We start from the raw sequence: 24,264 nt of genomic DNA, 5'->3' as shown, positions 1-24,264 counted from the left end.
TCGTCCCTGCCGCGCGTCACGGCTGCCTGGTTACGCCCTAGCTCATCTGTCTAGCTGACCCCATTCAACCAGGCTGGGGTGCGAAATGCTGTCTTTGAGGCCACCTGGGTGGCGCGGCGACCCGGGCGGGGTGGGGCTGGTGAGGCACGGTAGCGCTACGGTTGACGGCGTGTTCTGTGTTGCGTCGCTGGTTCCCTCACCGCCCGCCCTGGTGCCCGAACTCGGGGGCGCGGCGGGCGCAGCGACCGATGGTGAACCCGCTGTGCTGCGCAGGGCTGTTTTGTCCGCCGCGGGAGCGCTTGCCGAGCAGGTCTCGCGCTGGATCGTGGTCGGTGCGGCCGAGTCCGATCTGGTACTGGGCCCGGAGACGGCGGGCACGTTCCGGGGCTACGGCGTCGATGTGCGGGTGGGTTTGTCAAGGGCCGTGGCATCGACGACGGCGGACCCGGCGCTGCCGCTGGCGATGCTGATCGGTGGCTGGCTCCGCGAACAGGTCGCTCCTGAAGCGTCGGCACAGGCTCGCCTGATCGCCGCCGGCAGCACGCCCGCGGAGTGTGCGGCCTTCGGCGCCCGGCTGCGCGCCGAGCTCGATGCCGAGACCGACCGGTATGGCGTCCTGGTCGTCGGCGACGGTGCGGCAACCATGTCCACCACAGCCCCCCGATACCTCGATACGCGCGCGGAAGCGGTGCAGGCGGATATCGATCGAGCGCTCACGGCGGGGGACCGGGCCGCACTGGCCGCCCTCGACCCGCAATTGTGCGCCGACCTGGATGTGGCCGGCCGCCCCGCCTACCAGATCCTGGCCGGGCTCTTCAGCGCCGACGACACCGACCCGAAGGTCGAAACCCGCTACGCCGCAGCCCCGTTCGGTGTGGCGTACCACGTGAGCGTCTGGTACCCGGACGGCGTCGCATGATCACCCCCATCGCCGTTGTCGGCCCCACCGCCACCGGAAAATCCGATCTGGCACTGGATCTGGCGGAGCGGCTACACGGCGAGATCGTGAATATCGATGCCATGCAGCTGTATCGGGGCATGGATGTCGGCACCGCGAAACTGCCCGTCGCGGAACGCCGCGGCATTGTGCACCACCAGCTGGACGTTCTCGATATCACCGAGACCGCCACGGTCGCCGCCTACCAGACCGCGGCGCGCGCGGATGTCGAGGCGATTATGGCGCGCGGCCACACACCGGTCATCGTCGGTGGTTCGATGATGTACGTGCAAGCGCTACTGGATGATTGGGACTTCCCGGCCACCGACCCGTCGGTTCGCGCCAAATGGGAAGCCCTGTTGGACGAGCGCGGTGTGGTGGTCGTGCACGAAGCGCTGCGGGCCGCCGATCCGGTCGCCGCCGCCACCATTCTCCCCACCGACGGCCGCCGCATGGTGCGCGCCCTCGAGGTGGTCGAACTGACCGGCAAACCCTTCGCCGCCTCGGCCCCGCAGATCGGTGAACCCCGCTGGGGCACGGTCATTCTGGGCGTGGACCGCGAGACCGCCGAACTCGACGCCCGCATCGAACTGCGCACCGCGGGCATGTTCGAATCCGGTTTGGTCGAGGAGGTGCACACCCTCATCGACCAGGGCCTGCGTGAAGGCCAGACCGCCCGCCGCGCAATCGGTTACGCACAAGTCCTGGACTACCTGGACAACGAATACGACCTGAACGAAGCACAGGAGCGCACCTTCATCGGTACCCGGCGCTATGTCCGGCGACAGCGCTCCTGGTTCCGCCGCGATACGCGGGTGCGATGGGTGAACGGCGCGGATCCCGATCTGGCGGCGACGGCACTGGCGCTCATCGACTCCTCGACCGAGAAGGATGAACAGGAAGTGCGGTAAGTGACCCGTCGCGCGAACGCCCGCAACGCCTCGGTACAGGTGTGGCAGGCGTACCTGAACAATCGCGCCAGCCGGCTTCGGGACAATCGGTTTCTGGTGCACGGTATGCGTCCGATCGCCCAGGCGCTCGAATGTCGTTGGCCGCTGGAGACTCTCGTCTACCGCCTGGGCGGCCCGGAGCCGTCGGCCTGGGCCCGGGAGGTGCTCGATTCCAGCGGTGTGCCGAGCGTCGGACTGGTGCCGGAGGTGATGTCCGAGCTGGCCGAACCCTCGCAGCAGGTGCCGGAACTGGTGGCGGTGGCCATCGCGCGGCGCATGGAGCTCGAGGATTTCGCACCCGGCACACCCGATCACCCGCCGAATGTGGTGGTCATCGACCGCCCGGCCTCGCCCGCGCGCCTGGGTGGGCTCATTCGTTCGGCGGCGGCCTTCGGGGCGGGCGGAGTGATCATTACCGGTACCGGCGCGGACCATTACGATCCGCGCAGCGTGCAGGCGTCCGACGGAGCCCTCTTCGCGGTGCCCGTGCTGCGCGCCTCCGGACCCGCGCAGGTGCTCGCATTCCGGGACCGGCAGCGCCGCCGCGGTATCGCCACCCGTATCGTCGGCAGTGACGATCACGGCGGAATCGCCCTCGACGAGCTCGAATTCGACGGCGGGACCGTGCTGGTCCTCGGCGATGAAAGCGAGACGCTCGGCCCTGCCTGGCAGCAGGCGTGCGACGAGCTGGTGTGCATTCCGTCCGACGGCACGCTCGGTGCGCCGTCGGCGGCGGCGGTGGCCCTGTACGAAATTTCCCGGCAGCGCCGGGCGTTGCGGTGAAAACTTCGGGTCCGGGTGCGGACGACGGTGTGGGTGAGGACGACATGGTGAACGAGAGCGCGGCTGATATCGAATTCAGCAAAGGGCACGGCACTCAGAACGATTTTGTGGTGCTGCCCGATCCGGACGCGTGGCTGGAACTGACCGAGTCGCGTATCGCGGCCCTGTGCGATCGCCAGCGCGGCATCGGCGCGGACGGTGTCCTGCGCGTGGCACGTGCGGGCGCACTCTTCGAGAACGGCACCCTGCCGGTGCTGCCCGAGGGCGTGAGCGCGAGCGACTGGTTCATGGACTACCGCAATGCCGACGGCTCGATCGCCGAGATGTGCGGCAACGGCGTCCGTGTCTTCGCTCACTATCTGGTCGCCACCGGTCTCGAACAGAGCGAAGAGTTCGTGGTCGGCAGCCGCGCGGGCGCACGCCCGGTGGTCGTGCACCACGCCGATCCCGTACATGGTGAGGTCACCGTCGCCATGGGCACGGTTCGCGTGCTCGGTGAGTCGACCGCCACCCTGGCCGGCCGCGAATTCACCGGTCTCGGCATCGACGTCGGCAACCCGCACCTGGCCTGCGTAGATGCCACCCTCACCCATCAGGAACTGGGCGAACTCGACTTCACCCACGCCCCGTCCTTCGACCACACCGTCTTCCCGAAGGGTGTGAACGTGGAAATCCTCACCGCCCTCGGCGTCGCCTCCGACGGTCAGCGCGGTGTGGACATGCGCGTCTTCGAACGCGGCGTAGGCGAAACCCGTTCCTGCGGAACAGGAACCGTCGCCGCGGCCGCCGCCGCCCTGGCCCGCGACGGCTTCGACCTCGCCACCGACTCCGGCCACGTCCAGGTCCACATCCCAGGCGGAACAGTCACCGTGGGCATCGAAAACGGCGCAGCCTGGCTCCGCGGCCCCTCGGTCCTGGTGGCAGCAGGCCGAATAGCCGCCAAATGGTGGCAAGACGCGTAGGGCGCTTTCGGGGGTTCGGGGGCCTGGCCCCCGAATTCTCTTCGGGGGTGTGGGGCGGAGCCCCCACTCTTCCCTCGCGGCGAGAATCGCCGTGAAATAACCGAATGCGCCATTCGGTTGGTCCGTGGGACCATGGAAGGCGTATGAGTAAACAAGAGACGTACGAGTTCACTCCCGCTGAGGAGAACACCGGCGACGCCGAGGCCGAGACCGGTTGGTCCGAGTCCGCGTCGCCGACAGTCGGTGAGATGCAGCTCGACGAGCGCGCCGCTTTGCGCCGCACCGCCGGGCTGTCCACCGAACTCGAGGATGTCACCGAGGTCGAGTACCGGCAGCTGCGCCTGGAGCGTGTGGTGCTGGTCGGCGTCTGGACCGAGGGCAGCACCGCCCAGGTCGACGCACGCATGGCCGAGCTGGCCGCCCTCGCCGAGACCGCCGGTTCGGAGGTGCTCGATTCGCTGATCCAGCGCCGCGATAAACCGGACAAGGCCACCTACATCGGCTCCGGCAAGACCGAGGAGCTGCGGGCCATGGTCCTCGAGACCGGCGCCGATACGGTCATCCTCGACGGTGAACTGAGCCCCGCGCAGCTGACCGCGCTGGAGAAGATCGTCAAGGTGAAGGTCATCGACCGCACCGCCCTGATTCTGGACATCTTCGCCCAGCACGCCACCTCCCGTGAGGGCAAGGCGCAGGTCGCACTGGCGCAGATGCAGTACATGATGCCGCGACTGCGCGGCTGGGGTGAGTCCATGTCCCGGCAGGCCGGTGGTCGTGCCGGCGCCAATGGTGGTGTCGGTACCCGTGGTCCCGGTGAGACCAAGATCGAGACCGACCGGCAGCGCATTCGTGAGCGCATGGCCAAGCTGCGCCGCGAGATTCGCGAGATGAAGACCTCCCGCGATACCAAGCGCGCCCGCCGCGTCGAGAGCGGCGTACCGCAGGTGGCCATTGTCGGCTACACCAATGCGGGCAAGTCGAGCCTGATGAACGCGCTCACCGGCGCCGGACTGCTGGTGCAGGACGCACTGTTCGCGACCCTGGATCCGACCACCCGTCGGGCCGCGCTGGAAGACGGGCGTGAGGTCGTCTTCACCGATACCGTCGGTTTTGTGCGGCATCTGCCCACCCAGCTGGTCGAGGCTTTCCGCTCCACCCTCGAAGAGGTCACCGGCGCGGATCTGCTGCTGCATGTGGTGGACGGCTCCGACCCGCTGCCCGACGGGCAGATCAAGGCGGTGCGCGAGGTCATTGCGGATGTGCTGCGCGATACCAAGACTACGGCGCCGCGAGAACTGCTGGTGGTCAACAAGATCGACGCCCTGGCACCGATGGAGCTGACCGAGCTGCGCGGCTGGCTGCCGGATGCGGTCTTCGTCTCCGCCCAGACCGGCGAGGGCATCGAGACCCTGCGCGCCCAGCTCGCAAATATCCTCGGTGGTCTGGATGTGGAGGTCAGCGTGCTACTGCCCTACACCCGCGGTGATCTGCTCGCCCGTATTCACGCCGACGGTCGCATCATCAACTCCGAGCATGTCGAGTCCGGAACCCGGGTCCGCGCCCGCGTGCCCCAGTTCCTGGCCGCCGTACTCACAGAATTCGTCTCCGCCGGTACGGAGCCGGTCGAAATCGACTGAGCCGCAACGGATCCACTAGGGGTGGACTCACCCGGCCGAGTCGCCTGCGGGGATTTTCGTTAGCATGCTGCTATCGAAATCTCTGCAGGGAGGGATGTCTTGTCTCGAAATGACGCTCGAGAATCCGAGGCTCAGGGGCTCACCGATGGGGCCCCACTACATGTCGCGCTGACCGAGCTGGATCGGCGCGCGATCGAACTTCTGGTGGCGCCGTCGCGGGCCTGGTTCAGCCCGCGCTTCTACGGGCTGGAGAATTTCCCGGCCGAGGGTCCGGTGCTGCTGGTCGGCAACCACACCCTGGCCGGTGGCACGGATGCGCCGGTGCTGGCGCACGAAATCCTCGTCAAACATGACCGGCTGGTGCGGGGCCTGGCCGAGAATGTCCTCATCGATGTGCCGGTGCTGCGAGATGGCTTGCACCGCTTGGGAGTTGTGCGCGGCAATCGGCACAATTGCTATTCGCTGCTGGAGGCGGGCGAGGCGGTGGCGGTATTCCCCGGCGGTGGCCGGGAGGCCATGCGCGGCAAGGGGCAGAAGTACAAGCTGCTGTGGGAGGGGCGAACGGGCTTCGCGCGCATGGCAATCGAGACCGGTGCGCCGATCGTTCCCATCGCCATGGTCGGCGGTGACGATATCTACGACATCGTCTTCGACGGCAACCATCCGGTCATGCGCCCGCTGCGCAAGGCGGTCACGGGTCTGGGTCTGCGCGCGAACCTCACACCGCCGCTGATTCGCGGCCTCGGCCCGACGCTGGTGCCCAAGCCGGAGCGCTTCTACTACGCACTGGGCACGCCGATCGATACCAGCCCGTGGCGTGATGCCCCGGATCTCGAAGCCGCCGCGGTCGAACTGCAGGTGGTGACGCGTAAGGCGCTCGAGGGTGAGCTCGATTTCCTGCTCACCGAGCGGTCTCGCGATCGCGGCCGGCATCTGCTCGGCCGCACCCTCTCCGCCGTCGGTCTCTGACCGCTCGGGCCGTGCTGTCCCCGACCGCTCAGGCCGCCCGGTAGTTTACCGGGGTTCATCTGCTTCGACCGGCGACGTCAAAGGCGACTGTCGCAGTTCGAACCACTTTTCCGGGGTTCGAAGTTAACCCTGATTCGACTTTCTAGTACCGTATGTGGCAGAGCATGTGCCGATGTGGTCACTCAGGAGGTTGGCGTGGAACGCACTATTTTCGAACCTGAACACGATCTGTTCCGGGAGTCGTTCCGAAAGTTTCTCGATCAGCATGTCGCTGCCAACCACGAGCAGTGGGAGCACGACGGCATTGTCGATCGCACGGTCTGGCTGGAGGCCGGCAAGCAGGGCTTCCTGGGTATGGCGGTGCCCGAGGAGTACGGCGGCGGTGGCGTGAAGGACTTCCGCTACAACGCCGTCGTCACCGAAGAGGTCACCTACGGCCAGTACTCGGGTCTCGGCTTCGGCCTGCACAATGACGTGATCGCCCCCTACCTCCTGGAGCTCGCGAACGAGGAGCAGAAGCAGCGGTGGCTGCCCGGTTTCTGCTCCGGCGAGATCATTACCGCCATTGCCATGACCGAGCCCGGCACCGGCTCCGACCTGCAGGGCATCAAGACCCGCGCGGTCAAGGACGGCGATGACTGGGTGCTCAACGGCTCCAAGACCTTCATCACCAATGGCATCAATGCCGATATCGTCATCGTGGTCGCCCAGACCGATCCGGCCAAGGGCGCCATGGGCTTCTCGCTGCTGGTGGTCGAGCGCGGCATGGCCGGTTTCGAGCGCGGCCGCAATCTGGACAAGATCGGTCTCAAGGCGCAGGACACCGCGGAACTCTCGTTCCAGGACGTGCGCGTCCCAGGCAAGAACCTGTTCGGCACCGAGGGCCAGGGTTTCATCCACCTCATGCAGAACCTGCCGCAGGAGCGGCTGTCCATCGCCGTCATGGCGGCGGCGGCCATGGAGGGCTCGCTGAAGGGCACCATCCAGTACGTGCGCGATCGCAAGGCGTTCGGCAAACCCATTGGCGCCCAGCAGAACACCCGCTTCGTGCTGGCCGAGCTGGCCACCAAGACCACGGCCGTGCGCGTGTTCGTCGACCGCTGCATCGAGCTGCTCAATCAGGAGAAGCTCACCGTGGAGGAGGCCGCCATGGCCAAGTACTGGAGCACCGAGGAGCAGCTCGACCTCATCACCAAATGCCTGCAGCTGCACGGCGGTTACGGGTACATGCGTGAGTACCCGATCGCCAAGGCGTACATGGATGCCCGGGTGCAGACCATCTACGGCGGCACCACCGAGATCATGAAGGAGATCATCGGGCGCAGTCTGAAACTGGCCTGATTAGACCCGGTTTCGGCGCCTCGCGCCGACCGTACCGGAATTCGTCTTCACGAGACCCTCGTTACTCCTTACGGAGTGGCGAGGGTCTCGGCATAATTGACTGTGGCGCAACGTTATCAAGGGTTGTGCCGGGGGTGGGCGGTCCGAAGGTCCGACCAAAGGAGTACCCGGGCAGTGACCTCCGGGCGATGCCCGGGGCCGCCGAATCGCGCAGAATCGCTGGGGTGGTTCGTTACCGCAAGCATTCTGTAGGGAAGTTCCCAGCCTTGACGGATTTGACGCACAGGTTCGGAGACGAGGGTAGCTCTATCAACCCGAATCGTCCGTCACAGCGATGTGAGATCTGATCGACCTGGTGAAATGGAGAAGACAGTGCCCGCTACGTTTCCGAGATCAGTCGCCGTGGTTATGCCGGATGTCGCGCACGACTACAGCCGCCTCGGGTGGACGGTCGCCGCAACCGCCAATGGTTCCTGCCTGATCACCGATCAGGCGATAGCGGCAATCGAGGTCAGTGGTGTGCTCGCCGCGCGGGTGGGCCAGTTCCTGCGCGCGAACAAGCTGATCGGCCCGGTGATCGAGATGCCGGGGCCGCAGCGCCGCGAAATCCACCTGGTGGTCGGTATTGCCAAGGCGGCAAAGGCAATCGAGGCACTGCGCGCCGCAGGCGCCATCGTGTACACCGACGGCGCCGGGGTGCCGCTGCCTCCGGCCCGGCCGGTGAGCGGTTCGGTCCGCTGGCAGATTTCCCCGGACGAGGCCCGCTGGGTGCCGCCGGTGGCCGCGGTAGCGGCCGCGGTGCGTGCGGCAGGCAGTATCGGCCGTGCGTCCGGCAGTGTCAGCAAGCCGCATGTGGTCGAGATGGCGTGCTGAGCTGAAGCCCACTGCCTGAAGCCCACTGCCTGAAGCCCACTGCCTGGAAACCATTGCCTGGAAACCACTGCCGGAGCGCGCTTCCGAGGTTGTCAGTGCAGGTAGGCCGCGCTCTGGGCGGCAACCAGATCCACCAGATCCCGCTGTGCGAGATTGAAGTCGAGCAGGTGCAGTCCCCAGGTGTCGTTCGGGAGTGCGGGCAGCAGTGCGGCGCCCGGCCCCGCGACCATCAGTACGTGCGGTCCGGCTCCACTGGTGCACTGGGCGGTGAATCCGCTGATGATGCCGTGGATCGGGGCCTCGAGATTGTCGTGCAGGGCGGCCGGATCGGTGCACAGCACCTCGTAATCCGGTCCGTACGGCAGACTTCCGCGGACGGCCGAATCATCGGGGACCTGCGGCGCAACGCCGAAGCGGGTATCGGCCGGCGGCGTTTTCGAGAAGGACGAATACGCGATGACGCAGCCGATCTGATGTGGATCGGTGCACGCCGGAACGGACGCGAAATCGCCGCCGGACGTCGATCCCTTCCGGACCAGTACATTGCCGCCCAGCAGCACCGCCGAAATCAGTTGTGACTGCACAGGTTTCCCGTCGATCCGATTGTGGATCAGGGTCCGCAGCATCCGGGCGCCCTGTGAATGCCCGATGAGCACCACCCCGCGCCCATTGTTGTGGTGGGCGAGGTAGTCGTCCCACGCGTTTTCGACGTCCTGATACGCAAGGTCCGACGCCGCGCTGCGGTCCTGCACGGATCCGGTGAACAATGCGCGCAGCGTCGCCTGCCGGTACACCGGAGCCCACACATTGCAGTCCGCGCCGAACGGCCTGGCCTGTGCCCGGGCGACTTCCCGCAGTTCCGGCGAGGGGTCGAAGTTCGCGTTCGTGGTCTGCTGCAGCGAGGCGGTGGGATAGACGTAGAAGCAGTCGACGGGTGCGGCCGAACGGCCGCCGCACGGGTCCCCGGCTTGGCCGGGGCTGCACAGCCAGGTGGTTTCCGGTGCGGCCGCTGCGGTGGGCGCGACCGCGAAACCGGTGACAACCGCGAGGACCGCGCTACACCAGAGCGCCGCCGAGACCGGGATGCGAATCAATTGCGAAACTCCTTGCCGTAGTGCCCGAGATCTGTGGTGAGACCCGGCACGGGACCAAGTACGCCGTCAGTTTAAGCGCGCAGGTGTACTAGCTTGCCGGCATGAAGTTTTCGCTCCCGGCATTGGCCGGTGCTGCCGTGGCTGCGCTGACTGCCGCTGCCGCACCGGTCGTCCATGCCGATCCCGGCGCGGGCTCGTCCGATATCGCGGGCGGGTGTTCCTGGTCGATGGAACTGTCGCCGCGCACCCTGGGCACGCTGAACTTCGCCTACCCCGACAGCGGTGCGTCGTACTGGATCCTGCCCTACCAGATCAGTCCCACGCTGAATATCACTGTCTCCGGCCAATTCCCGGATGCGCGATACATGTCGTTCGATACCTACGACGGTAGGTTCAGCAGCTTCACCGCCGCGGGCATCGATTCCGCGCTGCCGGACGACCACATCGCCCCCGCCGCCGATGCGGTCAACCCGTGGCAGCGCGCGGCCGCGCCCGGCGGCGACTACAGCATTACGGTGCGCGCGGATGCGAGCCCGGGACAGCCGAATGTCCTGCCACTCGCCCCGACCGGAATCGGCAGCGGGATCGGATATCTCATCTATCGCGTGTATTTGCCCGTCGGTGGTCCTGACGCGGTGTCCCTGCCCAGCGTGACCCTCACCGATCACGGAACGTCGAACACCCTGCGCCCCTGCGTCGGCGGCGTGGCGGGCGAGGCGATCGGGAAGGCGCTCGGTGCGGCCGATGATCTCATCGCGCTGCGTTCGAAGCTGCCGTCCGCACCGTCGGCGCCGACCGGTTTCCGGCGGGTCACCGGTGCGGGTGCGTTCCCGAATGTCGACAATGCCTATCTGGCCGATGCCCTCGATCGGCCCGCGGACGGCCAGGTGCTGGTCATCCGGGGCAAGGCCCCGGCCGTTCCCGCCGGCCCGCATCCGGCGCCGTGGCCGAATTCGAGCGCCGCCGTCCGCTACTTCTCGCTCTGCGTCAACCTGCTCGACCTGCCGGGCCCGGTGGTGCGGAACATATTGTCCGACAACACTGTTGATGTCGGCTGCCGTAAGGACACCGATACCCGGATCGACCCGAGCGGTGACTACACCTACGTGATCGGCACCGAGCAGCAACGCTCCGCCATCGAGGCGGTTCCCGGTGTCACCTTCGTGCCCTGGTCATCACAGAGCCCGAATGCCCGGCATGCGATCCTGCTGCGGAATATGCTGCCCGACAGCACCTTCGGCGAGGCTGTGCAGCAGGTGGCGCCCAACTCCGATCCGGCGGCCGCCGCCGCGGTCATGGGCGACTACTACCCGCGTACCGCCACCTGCACCCTCGAAGCGCTCCAGGCCGGCGGCTGCTCGGCCTGAAAGTCCCACGGTGCGGATTCGGTACCCGCCGATCGGCAGTCTCAGCTGACGCCGCGATAGATCTGCGCGACGCGCCGGGGCGACCGGTTCTCCCACGGTGCGCGCCGATGGGCTGGACCATGGAGACATGGTGACTATCCGGAAGTGTCAGCGTTCTGCCTGTACAGCGACCGTTTTCGTAGCCATGGGCGCCGCTTTGGCGTTCACCGCAGCGCCCGCGCTCGCCGCGGGCACCATCCAGATCGCCGGTGCCGCGGCGGACGAGGTCGGGGTCCGCTACACCTGTGATGCTGCCGCGGGAGTGGCGAGCATTCAGGTGATGGCCGGGGATCCCAATGCCAGCAGCGCGGCGGCCACCGGCGCGCAGAACAATCCGACCTGTGACGGCGCCGAACACACCGGCACCGTCACGCTGTCCGCGGTCGCCGACCAACCGCCGCTGGCGAAGGGCCAGAGTGTGCAGGTACGGGCCGCCCTGGTCGATCAGAGCGAGACCGTCATCTCGGGCACGGCCGCTGTAATCACGCTGGACTGATCCTTCGGTTCAGGGGATCAGAGGCCGCAGCTGGGCCACGCCGTCGGTGAGTGCCGCGCCGGCGGCGGACCAGCTGATATCGGCGGGCTGGGACGTCAGCACCACCACGGCGTAGCGCAGCGGCTGCAGTGGGCCCAGGCCGACCAGTCCGGAGGTGTCCAGCGTGGTGGAGCTGTCCAGGGACATCCAGCCCTGTTTGACGGCCCAGTCGTCACCGTTGAGCCCGTCCGGAATGCCGAAGTACTGATCGGTGCCGTCGGCGGAGATCTGCGTGGTGCCCCGCAGCGCCGTGAGGATCAGGTTGCTCGCCGAGGGCGGGGCCTGCGTGGTGAGCCACTGGTAGAGCGTCACGACATCCTGTGGGGTGGTGAGGGTTTCGCCCCATTCACTGGAGTCCTCCGGCGCGACCGTGCCGGGCATGCCGACAAGATTCGCCATCCGGTTGACGATGGCGTCGCCGCCGTCGGCATCCCACAGCGAATCGGCGATATCGTCGTCACTGGTGGCGAGCATCTGCTGCAGCTGCGCGGTGGTACCCGAATCGGGTTGCCAGCCCTGGCTTTGCATATCGTCGAGAGCGATCAGAACCTTGACCACCGATGCCGTGTAGAACTGCTGATCGGCATTCAGGTTGGCGAGCACCGCACCGGTCTGGGTATCGACCACATCGATGCCCACGGTGGTGCCGGGTGAGGCGGCCTGAATGGCCGACTGCACCTGCAGGGCGATCGCCTGCGGGGACGGGCCGGGGAGGCCGGGGGCGGCGGCCACGGGCGCCGCTGTCGTCACCGGGGGAGCGGTGACGGGTTGCTGCGTTGTGGCGATCGGGGGGTGGACGGTGGCGAGCGCGTTGGGTGCTGCGCACAGGGCCACGGTGACCGCGGCGATGATGACGCCGATGGTAATCCACAGCCACCGTACCTGCGGTGATCGAGACTTGCTCTGGCTCATGCTCAATTAATCGCCGTGAAGCTTGGCGGCCTTGGTGACCGAGCTGTCAATTCGCTGTCAATCGTTTGACCGGGCGTAATAGGCGGTGTGCATGAGTAAATACCGACGGGTCTCATTTCAGTGACGCATGGGTTCAGTTAACCAATAGCGAACTAGCATCACTGGTAGGTCGGGGTCGACCAGTTGGAGGCAGTGATGCATTCACGCCGCAAAACCATTCGAAATGCCCTGGTTAGGTTTCTCGCTCTCGCCGGACTGGGCGCAGCTTTTGCACTCAATCCCTTCACCGCGCCCATTGCGTCCGCGGATGCCGATTACGGCGGCGGCTGCGTCCTGTACGACGGGAACCCTGCGGCAACAATTGACTCACTGCGTTTTCGGTGTGGCCCTGCGCAGCAGGACAATATCTTCCGCGATGCCGCGCAGGGGGCGGTACCGATGGGAGTGAAGAACGGCTGGGTGATCCGGCCGCTCGATATGGCGGCCTGGACGCCCGCGGTGTGGATCGGCAAGACCTTCTACACCGGTCCGGACGGCGGTTATCTGATGAACCGCATCACCCCGGCCGGTATCGAGGGCTGGCCCGCGAATGTGTACAGCGCGCCGGCCATTCTCGACGGCCGCCCGACCTGGGCGCTGAACTACGCACCCTCGCCCACCCCGCAGATCTACGACGAGATTCGTGAGATCACGCCGGGCGTCTGGTTCGGCTACTCGTGGTCGCGTGATCCGGGCGGACCGGTGGCGCTGCTGACCTTCGCGCTCGCCTGAGCGTTCAGAGGTGTGCCGACACCACGCGCGGCATGGCCGCCACGGTGCCCGGGCACGGTGCGGGGCACGTGGCTCCGGCCAGTGCGGTGTGCGGACTGCGATGTCGCACGGAACCGACCATGGCGATGGTTTCCAGCGCGATAACGATCGCGCCGTAGGCGTACGTGGTGGTGGCCAGGCCCAGCCGGGTCTGGCACAGCCCGGCGACCACGGTGGGCACGCTCAGTGCCAGATAGGAAACCACATAGATCGCCGTCACCACCTCGGCGCGATTCTCCGCGGGGGACAGGCCGGTGAGCAGCCGCAGGGCTCCGGAGAAGGACGGTCCGAAGCCGATCCCGGCGATAATGCTGGCGGCGAAGAACAGTGCCGCCGAATGTGCCGCCACGCCCAGCATTGCCACGGCGACACCCGTGATCAGCAGCAGCGGCCCCCGCCGCAGCGCCTGATCGATGGTCCAGTCGCGCGCCAGCAGTGCGGTGACCGCCGAAGTGCCCTGCAGTGCAACAACTACCAGCCCTCCGGCGAGCGGGCTGGAGAGATGGAACTGCACCCGCATGAGGGCGCTGCCGAGGGCCAGATACAGTCCGCCCAGCGCCCAGGTCGCGGTGATCGACGGGAGCAAGGTGATGAAGGCGGCTCGAACCTGCGGTGGCACCGAAACTTTCGGCCGGAGCGAGGCCAGGGCGCGGCCGTCGGGCGCCACGGTCTCCGGAATCGCCAGCACGCCGAGGGTGATCACCACGAATGCCGCGGCCAGCAGCCAGTACACCAGGTGTGTGGGCGCGGGAGCGTAGGAGACCAGCAGCCCGGAACAGATTGCGCCCAAGGCCAATCCGCCGCCCGCCGCGACATTCGTCATCAGCGCCCCCAGCCGCGAATCCGCGGGTTGCAGATCGATGAGCGTCGCGCTGATCGCGCCCGTCGCCATACCCGTGGCAATGCCCTGCAGAATGCGAGCCGCGAAAAGCCATGACACCGAATGCGCTTCGGCGAATACCAGGGTCCCGGCGAGCTCGAGCAGCACCGCTCCCACCAGCACCGGTCGCCGTCCGACATGATCGGACAGCGATCCGGCGAACAGCAGTGTCACCAGCAGCGCCAGCGCATTGACCGCGTACACCGCCGTGGAGACCAGCGGCGAGTAATGCCACATCTGCTGATACACCGGATACATGGGCGAGGGCGCCGCCGAGGCGAACAGCAGCAGTGCCAGCGCCGTCGACAGCAGCCAGAACGCGGCGGACTGCGATATCCGATAACGCTCCGAAGCCCGCACGGCCCCGGCTCTCTCAGGAAGGTCTTGCATCGCCTCAGACTTCCAGAGTTTCGGGCAATCGGCCGGGTATCGCGCTACCGGCCGATCACCGTTGGGGCCTGAAGGAGCGACAAACTCTGCCCGGCAAGGGAATAGGATCCGGGGTCCGGGGGTTGACTGCGGGCATGACTTACGCATTCGATCCGGAGCTGGCGCCGTGGGTGGATCGGCTGCGGCCGGCGGACTATGGAGATGTTCCGGCGGCGCGCGCTCAGATGCGGGAGCTGTTCGCCGGGCGACCGCAGGTGGCGGTGCCGGATTCGGTGCGGATCCGCGATCTGGTTGCTCGCGGTGACGATGCCGCGATAGAGGTGCCGGTGCGGGTTTATACGCCGGTGGACGGGGCGGAACCGTTGCCCGCGCTGCTCTACGTGCACGGTGGCGGGTTCGTTCTGGGTGACCTGGAGATGGTGCACGCCAAGATGATTCGGTTCGCCGCCGAATTGGGCATTGTGGTCGTGTCGGTGGACTATCGGCTGGCGCCGGAGCATCCGTTCCCGGCCGGGCTGCAGGATTCCTATGCCGCGCTGCAGTGGGCGGTGCGGGAGGCGGGCGAACTGCGGATCGATATCGCGCGGATCGGGGTGGCCGGTGACAGTGCGGGCGGAGCTATCGCGGCGGGGCTCGTTTTGTTCGCGCGGGATCAGCACGGGCCCGAATTGTGCTTCCAGCTCTTGGATTTCCCGGCGACCGACGATCGCCTGCAGACTCCGTCGGCCACCGAATACGACGACACCCCGAATGTGGACGGGCCCAGTCTGCAGGTGATCTGGCGGCACTATCTGGGTGCGGACGTCGAACCCGGCAGTGCGGAAGTGTCCCAGTACGCGGCCGTTGCGCGGGCGACCGATCTGTCCGGTCTGCCGCCGACCTACATCTCGACCAGCCAGTTCGACCCGGTTCGTGATGACGGCATCGACTACGCCCAGCGCCTGGCCCGGGCCGGGGTGCCGACCGAATTGCATTTGTACCCGGGCACTTTCCACGGTTCCGGGCTCGTCGCCGATGCCGCGGTGAGCCGTCGCGCCGCCGCCGATCAGCTCGACGCACTGCGCCGGGGACTGCGGGTGGGGGCATCATCCTCCGAGCACGCCGGGGTGTAGCAGTACTCGGTCGCGCCGGGTGTTCTGCTACGCCAGCGGCGTGCATCGGCCCGGCACTCCGGGGGAGTTCGGCCCCGCCGTTCTACTCGGTGAGGGTGCGTACCGACAGCCGCGCGCATTCAGCCGCGAGTTCGGCGGTGGACAGCGGCAGGCTGCCGTCGAGCCAGCCCTCGATCAGCTGATTGACCCCGCCGGTGATGAACAGCGCCGCGCGGCGCAGTGATTCGGGGTCGTCGACAGGTGGCCGTCGCGTAGCTGCACGGGAGTCAGTGGTCGCCGGAGCCGTCGCCCTGGATGCGATGGGTTTCCAGGGCCAGGTACATCTCGGTGGCCGCACGCGGTTCGGTCAGCCGCCGCCCGGTCAGTTCGGCGACGCGATTGAGCCGGAATCGCACGGTATTGCGGTGGCAGAACAGGGCAGCGGCAATGGCCGACACCTCGCCGTCGTGCGCGAACCAGGTGCGCACGGTGTCCAGCAGCACCTCGCGGTCGTGCTGGGGCAGGGCGAGTATCGGGCCGAGTACCGCGCGGGCGAGCGCGCTCGCGACCTCGGGCGATCCGGCCAGCAGCACCGGGATCAGCGCCTCGTCGTAGCGCAATACCTGCTTCGATCCGGATTGAGTTGCGGCGCAGGCGAGTTCGGCCTGTCGCAGCCCGGTGACGGCCTCGGTCAGCGGACCGAACGCAGCGCTGACACCGGCCCGCCCCACACTGCGCTCGGCCAGCAGCGCCTGCAACCGCGCTTCGGTGAATCTGGTTGTCAGCGCGACGATTCCGATATGACTGTCGGCCCGGACCCGCCAGGCCGACGCGACGCCGAGCACGGACAGCGCCTCATCCACACCCGGCAGCGCCTCGGTGGCGGCGGTCCCGGTGGTGGCCGCGACCACCACATACGAACCCTGCGCGGGCAGCCCGAGAGTGTGGGCGCACTCCCACAAACGCGCGCCGTCCACCTGCCCGCTCAACAGTGCGTCGAGCGCGGCATCGTGCGCGCGAGCATCGCGACGCACCTGCTCGGCCACGGTCTCCTGATACCCGTCCGTCAGCGCCTGCGAGTAGTCGTCGACAAGCTTCCACACCAGCGAGGCGATATTGAGCAGCTCCCGCCCAGCCGTCGGATCGTCACCGGCCATGGCCAGCAACTCCTCCCACACCACGCCGGAGCCGATGCGGTAGGCCCGCAAGACCGCCGGCAGCGGAACGCCGGTCTCGGCCCGGCGGTGCCCTGTGCTGCGTGGCGCGGCGGTACCGGCTTCGGGATGCCCGGACAGATGGCTGAGGATGGCCTCCAGATTGGCGCGATTGGTGCGGCGCAGTTCCTCGGGCGGGACCCCGCGAGAACTGCCGTAAACCGGTTCCGCGCGTTCGATTTCCGCGGCTACCCGATCGACCACCTCGTCGAGGCGCTGCAGCAGTGCGGTGCTGGCGCGGGTGACGAACCCTTCGGGCCGGGTGCGCGGGGTGCTCATGGCAGACGATCGTACTGTCCGGCATTGTCGCTGTGCACAATGACGTCACAACCCGAGCTGCCGTCTCATGGAATTTTGCCGCTTCCATTGTGCTGAAGCACAATCTGGTCCGGAATCCGAGGCGAACTGTGTATCGGTTCCGAATGTGCGGTTGCCCCAGTCGAATCCGTCCTGCGGGCGTGTCGCGAAGAAACACTCGCTGAGCGTGTCCCCAAGGGGTAGCGCACAATTGGGATGCTTCGCCGGGTGCTAGTAGGGGATGGTTATGAAGGCATACAAAGGGCTGATGATGGGCCTACTCGCGCTCGGATTGTCGGTGGCGTGTTCGACGCACCCCGCAAATACTGTGGCGCAGAATGTTTCGCAGGGACCCGCGAAACAGGACGTGCCATCATCCATACCGGTCGGTCCGGGTCCGGTCCAGTACACCGTGCAGCAGCAGCCTGCTCCGGGTAGTTGCCACTACGGTAAAGCCGCTGACGGGCAGCCACTTCCGGATAGGACGTGCACACCGGGTGCGACGAATCCGAAGGTGACGGCCGCAGACCTGTCCGACACCATCTGCAAATCCGGTTACACCGGCGGGATTCGGCCGAATTCGAATATCACCGGCGCTGAGAAGGCCGCGAATATCAAGTCCTACGGCTACACCGGCGATCCGCGCGATGCCGAGTACGACCACCTGATCTCGCTCGAACTGGGCGGAGATCCGGACGATCCGCGCAATCTCTGGGTGGAACCGCCGTCCCCGGGCCACAAGCAGGGCGGCGGCACCGCCAATCCGAAGGACACCGTCGAGAACCAGCTGCACTCGCTCGTCTGCGGCAACAAGGTCGGCCTCGTCGATGCGCAGGTTGCCATTGCCACCGACTGGACCACCGCCCTGGCCAAGGTCGGACACCCCGACGGTAAGTGACTACCTGTCCTCGGGCGTGCCGCACCGAAACCGGCTCTGCACGCCCGGCTTCAGGCTTACCATCGACGCATGTCAGCCCCGCAGAACGGCTCGACGATGATCGAGGGTCGGGTCGTTCACAAAACCTCGAACGCTCTGAAGATCACCTTCCGAGCCGGGCCCGGGGACCCGATGGCGGTCGGGGTGCAGGGCGCCGGTGACGGGTTCGGCGGGAAGATGGCCATGCTCTTCGGATTCAAGAACGGGGGGACCGGCCGGCACTCGATCACCTATGCCGACGGCACCGTGGTCTGGGTGCAATCGAAGGATTCGGCGCCGACCGTGCTGAGTCGCGCCGACGGCACCGCCATCGGAACCATTACCCGCTCGGACACTTCCACGGCCGTGGGTTCCACCGCGGGCACGCTGCTGCACTTCGTTGCCACCGACGATGCGAAGACTCCGGAGCTGTTCCGCATGCGCATCCTGGACCGCATGGGCGAGGAATTCGGCCGCCTCGATGTGGTGCGCACCGTCGGCGGCTGGACGCTCGGCCATATTGCCGATGAGCTGTACAACACCTATATCTGGTGGGACCACGCCGGGCAGCCGCTGCCCGTGCCGCTGCTCGGCACGCGGCTCATCCTGAAGCGCAGCCCCGATGCGGTGGAACGTGATGTCCTACTGGGGGCCTGCGTCGACATCACCCTGGGTCTGCGGCCATATGTCACGGCCATGCGCTGACTGCCACGGCCATGCGCTGACCCGGGGCGGTGTCGCTGCGATCAGTCGGCGACCTTGATGACCAGCTTGCCGAGATTCTTACCGGTGAGCAGCCCCTGGAATGCCTCTACCGTGTGATCGAGTCCGTCGACGACGTCCTCCAGATAGGTGAGCCGCCCGTCGGCCAGCCAGCCCGTGACCTCGGGGTAGAACTGGCCGAACTGATCGAGGAATTCGGTCTGGATGAAGCCGCGCAGCGTCAGGCTCTTGCGCAGGATCAGCGACATGAGCAGGCCCATGCGATCGGGTCCCGCGGGCAGCGCGGTGTCGTTGTACGAGGCGACCAAGCCGCAGACCGGGATCCGGGCGAACTTGTTGAGGCGGGGGAGCACCGCGTCGAGGACCGCACCGCCGACATTTTCGAAGTAGACGTCGATGCCGCCGGGTGTCGCGGCGGCGAGCTGTTCGGCGAAATCGGGTGCGCGGTGATCGATGGCGGCATCGAATCCGAATTTTTCGGTCAGCAGGGCGACCTTCCGCGGTCCACCGGCAATGCCGACCGCCCGTGCGCCCTTGATCTTCGCGATCTGCCCGACTGTCGCACCGACCGGACCGGTGGCTGCGGCGACCACCACGGTCTCGCCCGGCTGCGGGCGGCCGATGGTGAGCAGTCCGGAGTACGCGGTGAAGCCGGGCATACCGAGTACGCCGAGTGCGGTGGTCAGGGGCGCTGCGGTGGGATCGAGCTTGCGCAGGTACCGGCCCTGTTCGACGGAGTGCGTCTGCCAGCCCGCGTAACCCAGGACGAAATCGCCGGGATGCAGTTCCGGATCCGCGGATTCGAGCACCCGGGAAACGGTGGCGCCGCACATGGTCTCGTCGACCGCCACCGGTGGCGCGTAGGACGGCGCGTCACTCATGCGCCCGCGCATATACGGATCCAAGGAGAGATACAGCGTCTGCAGCAGCGCGTGACCGGGTTCGAGCGGCGGCAATTCCGCCGTCTCGGTGCGGAAGTTCTCCTGCTGCGGCATACCGGCCGGGCGGGAGGCCAGGACGATTCGGGTGGTCTTCATCGGTGCGGCGACCTTTCGATGGGCGACCGCCCCATTGTGGGTCACCGCAGTGCCCGCTATGCCGGATTGCTACGCGTGTCCTGGTGAGCGGTGCTCGGCGCGCCAGGTATCGAAACTGGTCATGATGTGATGCCGCACCGTGCTCCACTCCGGGACCAGGCCCGCGGCGGCGGGTACCGACGAGGTCAGCAGCACCCCCGCGATGGTGATGACCGTGATGCGCAGCCAGTCCCGGGCGCCGGGCAGATCGGCGAGCTCGCCGAGCACCTGGCGGGCCACCTCGAAGATCGTGGTCTCGATATGTTCGACGAGATGCGCCACGGTATCGGCCATTTCGGGATCGGTGCGCGCGGTGCCGAGCAGCTCCAGGCCGACGCTGATCGGTGCCAGTTGAGCCAGCGACCACAGCTCGTCGACCAGTTCGGCGACCCGTTCACGGTCGGTTCCCGTTATCTCCGAATAGGTTTCGACGACGGCCTGGGCGCTCTGATCGGCCATCCGCCGGACCGCGGCGTCCAGCAGTTCGCCGCGGGTGGGGAAGTAGTGCTGCACCGCGCCCTGGCTCAGGCCCGCTCGCTCGGCCACGCCACGCGTGGTGGTGGCAGTCTGACCGTGCTCGATCAGGCTGGCGATGGTGGCGTCGAGGATCGCGATACGGGTGTCCGCGCGCTGTTGCGCCCGGCTGCGTTTGCTTTTTCCCGCCGTGACCGACACTCGCCCACGATACCGGTCGGGCCACGAACAAGTCACACGACTTGTCAAGTCGTCCGACTGGTCAATACGCTTGTGGCGCAGCCGATATAGAGCACAAAGAGGTGATCGGCCATGAATACTCGCGCCAAAGCGCATCAGAATGCCCGCATCTGGCGGCGCGGTCCCGCGCCCACCCCCGCCGGGCTCGATGAGAATCACGATTACGGCTACTTCGGCCCAGGATCCCAGGTGTGGCGGGTGCTGTTGCATCCGGCCGTGACCGCTTTCCTGGCGCCGGTGACCGCACTGCTCGAACTGCCGCACATTCCGCTGCAGGCGGTGATTCTCGATCACGATCCGCTGGCCGTCACCGGTCGCCGCAGCCGGAGCATGAGCCCGATCATGGCCGTGCGGCGGGCGCAGCGCACCGTCGGTGTTCCGGTCCCGATCATCCTGGGCGATAAGGCGACCGCCGATCGGGTGGCGGCACACCTGCGCCGCTATCACGCGCCGATGACCGGCACCGTTCCCGGCACCGGCGAGCCCTATGCCGCGCAGGGTCCGGAACTGGTGCTGTTCGCACACGTCACGATCATGCAGGCGGCACTGCTGGTCTATGAGAACTTCGCCTTCGAAGGGCTGCGCCCACCGCACCGGCTCACGCCCCGTGATCGCGACCGATTCTGGTGGGAGGCCAAGCAATTCGGCGTCCTGATGGGTGCGCGGCCCGAGGAGGTGCCGACGACCTGTCGCGGAGTGGCCGAGTACTACGCCGGAATCGCCGATACCTACGGTGTCATCGACGGATTCGGCGCCGATCTGGTCGTGCGTCCCACGCTGGCCATGATGCGCGGATTCGCCCTCACCCACCTGCCGGAGCTCGCGCCGATGCTGCTGGCCGGTGTGCTCACCCCGCAGCTGGTCGCCATGCTGCCTCGCCCGGCACGCCGAAACCTGGGTGTGCCCGCGGTTTTGGATCCGCTACTGAACGCATCGCTGTGGTTCACGCGTCCGGCCGCCCTGGTCTTCACGGTGCACCGCTTCGCCGATGCCGTCGAACGCCGCATCAGCGGACCCGATGCCATGTCCCTGGTGGCGCACGCCCGCCGACTTCAAGCGACTGCGGCATAGCGTCTTTCGGCCACCCGGACTTTTCGGGTAGCGGTCTGTCCCTCGGCGGCGAGACAATTTCGCTCATCGGCATGGTCGTGCCGGGCGCGAGAGCGAGGACCTGCCATGCCGGATCGACAGCGATACGCCGATATTCATGTTTGACCGATTACGCGCACGCCTGGCCGCGGACGGACTGCTGTCCGTCCTGCGCGATATCGGCTTCGTGAGCCTCGGAAATTACGGGCAATTCCTGGTCACGGCCGTGACGGTACCGCTCACCGCGCGCACGCTCGGCGTCGGCGGTGTCGGGTTGCTGGCCATCGGAATGTCCTCGTATTTCCTGGGTTCGCTGCTGGTCGATCTGGGGATCAATACCTTCCTGGCGGCGCTGCTGGACGAGGAGGGCCTCGATGAGTTGCGCGGCAGTTATCTGGCGGTGCGGGCGAGCATTCTCGGCGTGATCGCCGTGGCGCTGGCCGCGGGACTGAGTTTCGGGGCCGGGCCGCATCTGCGCATGATTCTGCTCGGGCTGTTCGTCGGCGGGTTCCTGTCCATGTCCGAGGACTGGCTGCTGGTGGGGCAGGGGCGTTTCGGTGCGTCCACGTCGTATCAGATCGCCGGGCGCGTGGTGTATCTCGGACTTCTGGTGGTGCTGCTGCCGCGACTGCCGAATCCCTCGATCGTGCTGCTGTGCCTGCTGCTTTCGTCCACCGTGACGGTCGCGCTGACCTGGCGGGACGCCCTGAAGAAGTACGGGCGCCCGGCCCGGCCGGCGCGGATCGCGGTCATCCTGCGCAAGGGCGGGCCGGTGCTGGCCTCCCGATTGCTGGTCACCAGTTACGGGCAGGGGACCGCGACGGTCTACTCCTCGGTCCTGGACGCCGCCTCGCTCGGGTTGTATTCCTCCAGCGACAAATTGGTGCGTGCCGTGCAATCGCTGCTCGATCCGATCGGGCTCGCGCTGCTGCCCCGGCTCGCGCGTGAGCGCACCGATTCCCGCTTCTGGCGGCACGAAATGCGCGCGCTGGCAGCCTGTGTCGCGGTGGCGGGAGTCGCGGCAGCAGGGGTGTGGATCACCGCACCACTGGCCGTGCACCTGATCTTCGACGACGACTTCCGCGGTGTGGTGCCGATCCTGCGGGTGGAGGTGTTCATTCTCTTCGCCACCGCCACAACATCATTCATCACCACGGCCACCCTGCCGGTCCGGCAGGACACCGTGGGAATCATGATCGGTGCGGTCATCGGGACGGCGGTGGCGGCCACCGCGTTGCTCATCACCCTGGGCACCCACTCGGTGTGGACCCTGGTGTGGGGCACGGTGGGCGCCGAATTCTCCGTCGCCGCCTGGTATCTGGTGCGCACCGCGCAATTGGCCGCCCGGGAGCGAGCGCAGCGCGCAACAGTTCCGCTGATGTAGAGCGTCCCCTAGTGCAGGGCGCTACCCGCTACCCACTGATCCCACGGCAGTCCCCAGTCGCCGTTCTGCCAGACATCGAGCGTCGGGCCACCGGTATTGCGTACCTCGACCACATCGCCGGGCTGCGCGAAGTTGAAGAACCACTGCGCATTGTCGGCATTGAGATTGAGGCAGCCGTGCGAGGTGTCGGTATTGCCCTGCGCCCACACGGTGGTGTCCAGCTCGTGCAGATAGATGCCATCGGTACTGATGCGGGTGGCCCAGGAGATGGCCTCCTTGTAGCCCAGCCGCGAATTGATCGGCAGGCCGTAGCTGGAGGAGTCCATGATCACCGGATTGGCCTTGTCCATCACGGTGTAGACGCCCGGCTGGGTCCAGAAGTAGAAGGTCTTGCCCGCGATGACCTCACTGCCGCCCCGGCCCATGGAGGTGGGCATGGTGCGGATCAGATTGCCGTTCTCGAACACCTGCACCTGGTGGGTGTTGTCATCGGCGATCGAGACGTGCGACGCCCCGATGGTGAAGGAGGTCTTGCTGTCCTCCTGGCCGAAGAGCCCCGGACCGACCTCGATGCCGTAGATGTTCGCCGCGACGCTCACCTTGGTGCCCGGTGCGTAGTACTCCTTGGGCCGCCAGTGTGCGTTCTGGCTGTCCATCCAGTACCAGGCACCGTCGACCGGCGGGGTCGTGGTGACGGTCAGATGCTTCTCCGCGGCAGCCTTGTCCGGGATGGGCTCGTCGAAGTGGGCGACCACGACCGTGCCGACACCGTAGGTGCCGCCGTTGGCGAGGGCGGCCCCGCCGGTGGTGTTGAGATACACCTTGGTCTGATTGCCCGGCTTGATGGTGGTGAAGCTCGAGGTGGCCGGGCCGGTGGGACCGGTCACATCCATACCCTCGGCTTTGAGGGTGTAGGTGCGGCCGTAGCCCAGCTGCTCGTTCGGCTTCCACGCGGTCTTGTCCGGGGTGAAGGTGCCGTCGATGACCTTGCCGTCGTCATTGGTCAGCGTGACCGTGCTGAGCACGCCGCTGGCCGTGGTGACCTGAACCGGGGCGGCCGGATCGACCTTGTCCGCACCCTGGACCGGCGCGATGGTGATCGGCGACGGAACGGGCGGCACACTGCCGAGTGTGCTGCTGATCGTCGAGGACGACGAGCATGCCGTGACCACCATGAGTAGCGCCGCCAATAGGCTCACAGCGGCGGAGGATCGAAAACGGTGGAGTGGCAAGGCTCTCCCTCCTGTAATCGCCGTGCGCCGCACTGCTGCACAGCATCTT

The 24,264-nt window shown here is 66.9% G+C and carries 23 protein-coding genes; 16 read left to right on the top strand and 7 right to left on the bottom strand.

All coding sequences use genetic code 11. From position 1 onward, the window contains the following. Positions 1–169 precede the first annotated feature (169 nt). The 8 genes from OG716_RS19495 (at position 170) to OG716_RS19460 (ending at position 8,452) form a co-directional block, all read left to right on the top strand. Positions 170–919, top strand: coding sequence for a hypothetical protein (locus tag OG716_RS19495; protein WP_405138943.1), 750 nt, complete (start codon positions 170–172; stop codon positions 917–919). After that, entirely contained in the window at positions 916–1,848 is a 933-nt protein-coding gene (gene miaA / locus OG716_RS19490) for a tRNA (adenosine(37)-N6)-dimethylallyltransferase MiaA (RefSeq protein ID WP_405138942.1), read from the top strand. Before OG716_RS19495 ends, miaA begins: the two co-directional genes overlap by 4 nt. Further along, positions 1,849–2,670: a TrmH family RNA methyltransferase gene (locus OG716_RS19485; protein ID WP_405138941.1), complete on the top strand. Its 822-nt coding sequence runs from the start codon at positions 1,849–1,851 to the stop codon at positions 2,668–2,670. It begins immediately after the preceding gene. Between the two features lie 68 nt (positions 2,671–2,738). Continuing rightward, entirely contained in the window at positions 2,739–3,632 is an 894-nt protein-coding gene (gene dapF, locus OG716_RS19480; protein WP_405139773.1) for a diaminopimelate epimerase, read from the top strand. A 248-nt stretch (positions 3,633–3,880) separates the two neighbouring features. Further along, on the top strand, positions 3,881–5,269 hold the full coding sequence (gene hflX / locus OG716_RS19475) for a GTPase HflX (protein WP_405139771.1): 1,389 nt from the start codon (positions 3,881–3,883) through the stop codon (positions 5,267–5,269). A gap of 99 nt (positions 5,270–5,368) precedes the next feature. Then, positions 5,369–6,238: a lysophospholipid acyltransferase family protein gene (locus OG716_RS19470; protein WP_405138940.1), complete on the top strand. Its 870-nt coding sequence runs from the start codon at positions 5,369–5,371 to the stop codon at positions 6,236–6,238. A gap of 195 nt (positions 6,239–6,433) precedes the next feature. Beyond that, positions 6,434–7,579 (top strand): acyl-CoA dehydrogenase family protein, encoded by a 1,146-nt coding sequence (locus OG716_RS19465; RefSeq protein ID WP_405138939.1) that lies wholly within the window; start codon positions 6,434–6,436, stop codon positions 7,577–7,579. Positions 7,580–7,951: 372 nt separating this feature from the next. Next, the gene (locus OG716_RS19460) at positions 7,952–8,452 is read left to right on the top strand and encodes a hypothetical protein (protein WP_405138938.1); all 501 of its coding nucleotides are present in this window, start codon (positions 7,952–7,954) and stop codon (positions 8,450–8,452) included. Between the two features lie 92 nt (positions 8,453–8,544). Here the strand turns inward: OG716_RS19460 and OG716_RS19455 are convergent, their stop codons facing one another. After that, positions 8,545–9,546, bottom strand: coding sequence for a DUF3089 domain-containing protein (locus OG716_RS19455; protein WP_405138937.1), 1,002 nt, complete (start codon positions 9,544–9,546; stop codon positions 8,545–8,547). A gap of 101 nt (positions 9,547–9,647) precedes the next feature. Here OG716_RS19455 and OG716_RS19450 point away from each other — a divergent pair, with 101 nt between their 5' ends. Together OG716_RS19450 and OG716_RS19445 are read left to right on the top strand one after the other, a co-directional pair. Further along, a complete protein-coding gene (locus OG716_RS19450; protein ID WP_405138936.1) occupies positions 9,648–10,913 on the top strand; it encodes a hypothetical protein in 1,266 nt (421 codons plus the stop codon). A 184-nt stretch (positions 10,914–11,097) separates the two neighbouring features. Next, positions 11,098–11,448 (top strand): hypothetical protein, encoded by a 351-nt coding sequence (locus OG716_RS19445; RefSeq protein WP_405138935.1) that lies wholly within the window; start codon positions 11,098–11,100, stop codon positions 11,446–11,448. Between the two features lie 9 nt (positions 11,449–11,457). On the opposite strand, the gene OG716_RS19440 is transcribed toward OG716_RS19445, so the two are convergent. Further along, on the bottom strand, positions 11,458–12,399 hold the full coding sequence (locus tag OG716_RS19440) for a hypothetical protein (RefSeq protein ID WP_405138934.1): 942 nt from the start codon (positions 12,397–12,399) through the stop codon (positions 11,458–11,460). 195 nt (positions 12,400–12,594) lie between these two features. Between OG716_RS19440 and OG716_RS19435 the strand changes: the two genes are divergently transcribed. Beyond that, on the top strand, positions 12,595–13,170 hold the full coding sequence (locus tag OG716_RS19435; RefSeq protein ID WP_355129673.1) for a hypothetical protein: 576 nt from the start codon (positions 12,595–12,597) through the stop codon (positions 13,168–13,170). Between the two features lie 4 nt (positions 13,171–13,174). Here OG716_RS19435 and OG716_RS19430 read toward each other — a convergent pair whose 3' ends face one another. Next, entirely contained in the window at positions 13,175–14,626 is a 1,452-nt protein-coding gene (locus tag OG716_RS19430) for an MFS transporter (RefSeq protein ID WP_405138933.1), read from the bottom strand. Here OG716_RS19430 and OG716_RS19425 point away from each other — a divergent pair. After that, a complete protein-coding gene (locus tag OG716_RS19425) occupies positions 14,614–15,591 on the top strand; it encodes an alpha/beta hydrolase (RefSeq protein WP_405138932.1) in 978 nt (325 codons plus the stop codon). The genes OG716_RS19430 and OG716_RS19425 overlap by 13 nt on opposite strands. A 266-nt stretch (positions 15,592–15,857) precedes the next feature. Here the strand turns inward: OG716_RS19425 and OG716_RS19420 are convergent, their stop codons facing one another. After that, positions 15,858–17,063: a PucR family transcriptional regulator gene (locus OG716_RS19420; RefSeq protein WP_405138931.1), complete on the bottom strand. Its 1,206-nt coding sequence runs from the start codon at positions 17,061–17,063 to the stop codon at positions 15,858–15,860. Positions 17,064–17,328: 265 nt separating this feature from the next. Between OG716_RS19420 and OG716_RS19415 the strand changes: the two genes are divergently transcribed. Both OG716_RS19415 and OG716_RS19410 read left to right on the top strand, forming a co-directional pair. Further along, positions 17,329–17,979, top strand: a complete 651-nt coding sequence (locus tag OG716_RS19415; protein WP_405138930.1) for a hypothetical protein — start codon at positions 17,329–17,331, stop codon at positions 17,977–17,979. 69 nt (positions 17,980–18,048) lie between these two features. Further along, entirely contained in the window at positions 18,049–18,702 is a 654-nt protein-coding gene (locus OG716_RS19410) for a hypothetical protein (protein ID WP_405138929.1), read from the top strand. A gap of 41 nt (positions 18,703–18,743) precedes the next feature. Here OG716_RS19410 and OG716_RS19405 read toward each other — a convergent pair whose 3' ends face one another. Together OG716_RS19405 and OG716_RS19400 are read right to left on the bottom strand one after the other, a co-directional pair. Then, positions 18,744–19,757 (bottom strand): NADP-dependent oxidoreductase, encoded by a 1,014-nt coding sequence (locus OG716_RS19405; RefSeq protein ID WP_405138928.1) that lies wholly within the window; start codon positions 19,755–19,757, stop codon positions 18,744–18,746. A gap of 69 nt (positions 19,758–19,826) precedes the next feature. Then, the gene (locus OG716_RS19400; protein WP_405138927.1) at positions 19,827–20,471 is read right to left on the bottom strand and encodes a TetR/AcrR family transcriptional regulator; all 645 of its coding nucleotides are present in this window, start codon (positions 20,469–20,471) and stop codon (positions 19,827–19,829) included. Positions 20,472–20,582: 111 nt separating this feature from the next. Between OG716_RS19400 and OG716_RS19395 the strand changes: the two genes are divergently transcribed. After that, a complete protein-coding gene (locus OG716_RS19395) occupies positions 20,583–21,581 on the top strand; it encodes an oxygenase MpaB family protein (protein WP_405138926.1) in 999 nt (332 codons plus the stop codon). A 136-nt stretch (positions 21,582–21,717) separates the two neighbouring features. Beyond that, a complete protein-coding gene (locus OG716_RS19390; RefSeq protein WP_405138925.1) occupies positions 21,718–22,983 on the top strand; it encodes a lipopolysaccharide biosynthesis protein in 1,266 nt (421 codons plus the stop codon). 8 nt (positions 22,984–22,991) lie between these two features. On the opposite strand, the gene OG716_RS19385 is transcribed toward OG716_RS19390, so the two are convergent. After that, positions 22,992–24,158 (bottom strand): Ig-like domain-containing protein, encoded by a 1,167-nt coding sequence (locus OG716_RS19385; protein WP_405139769.1) that lies wholly within the window; start codon positions 24,156–24,158, stop codon positions 22,992–22,994. Positions 24,159–24,264 lie beyond the last annotated feature (106 nt).

Source organism: Nocardia sp. NBC_01388 (assembly GCF_045040085.1).
GTDB lineage: Bacteria > Actinomycetota > Actinomycetes > Mycobacteriales > Mycobacteriaceae > Nocardia.
Note: the sequence above shows the minus strand (reverse complement) of the source record. Positions and strands in the feature narration are given on the sequence as shown.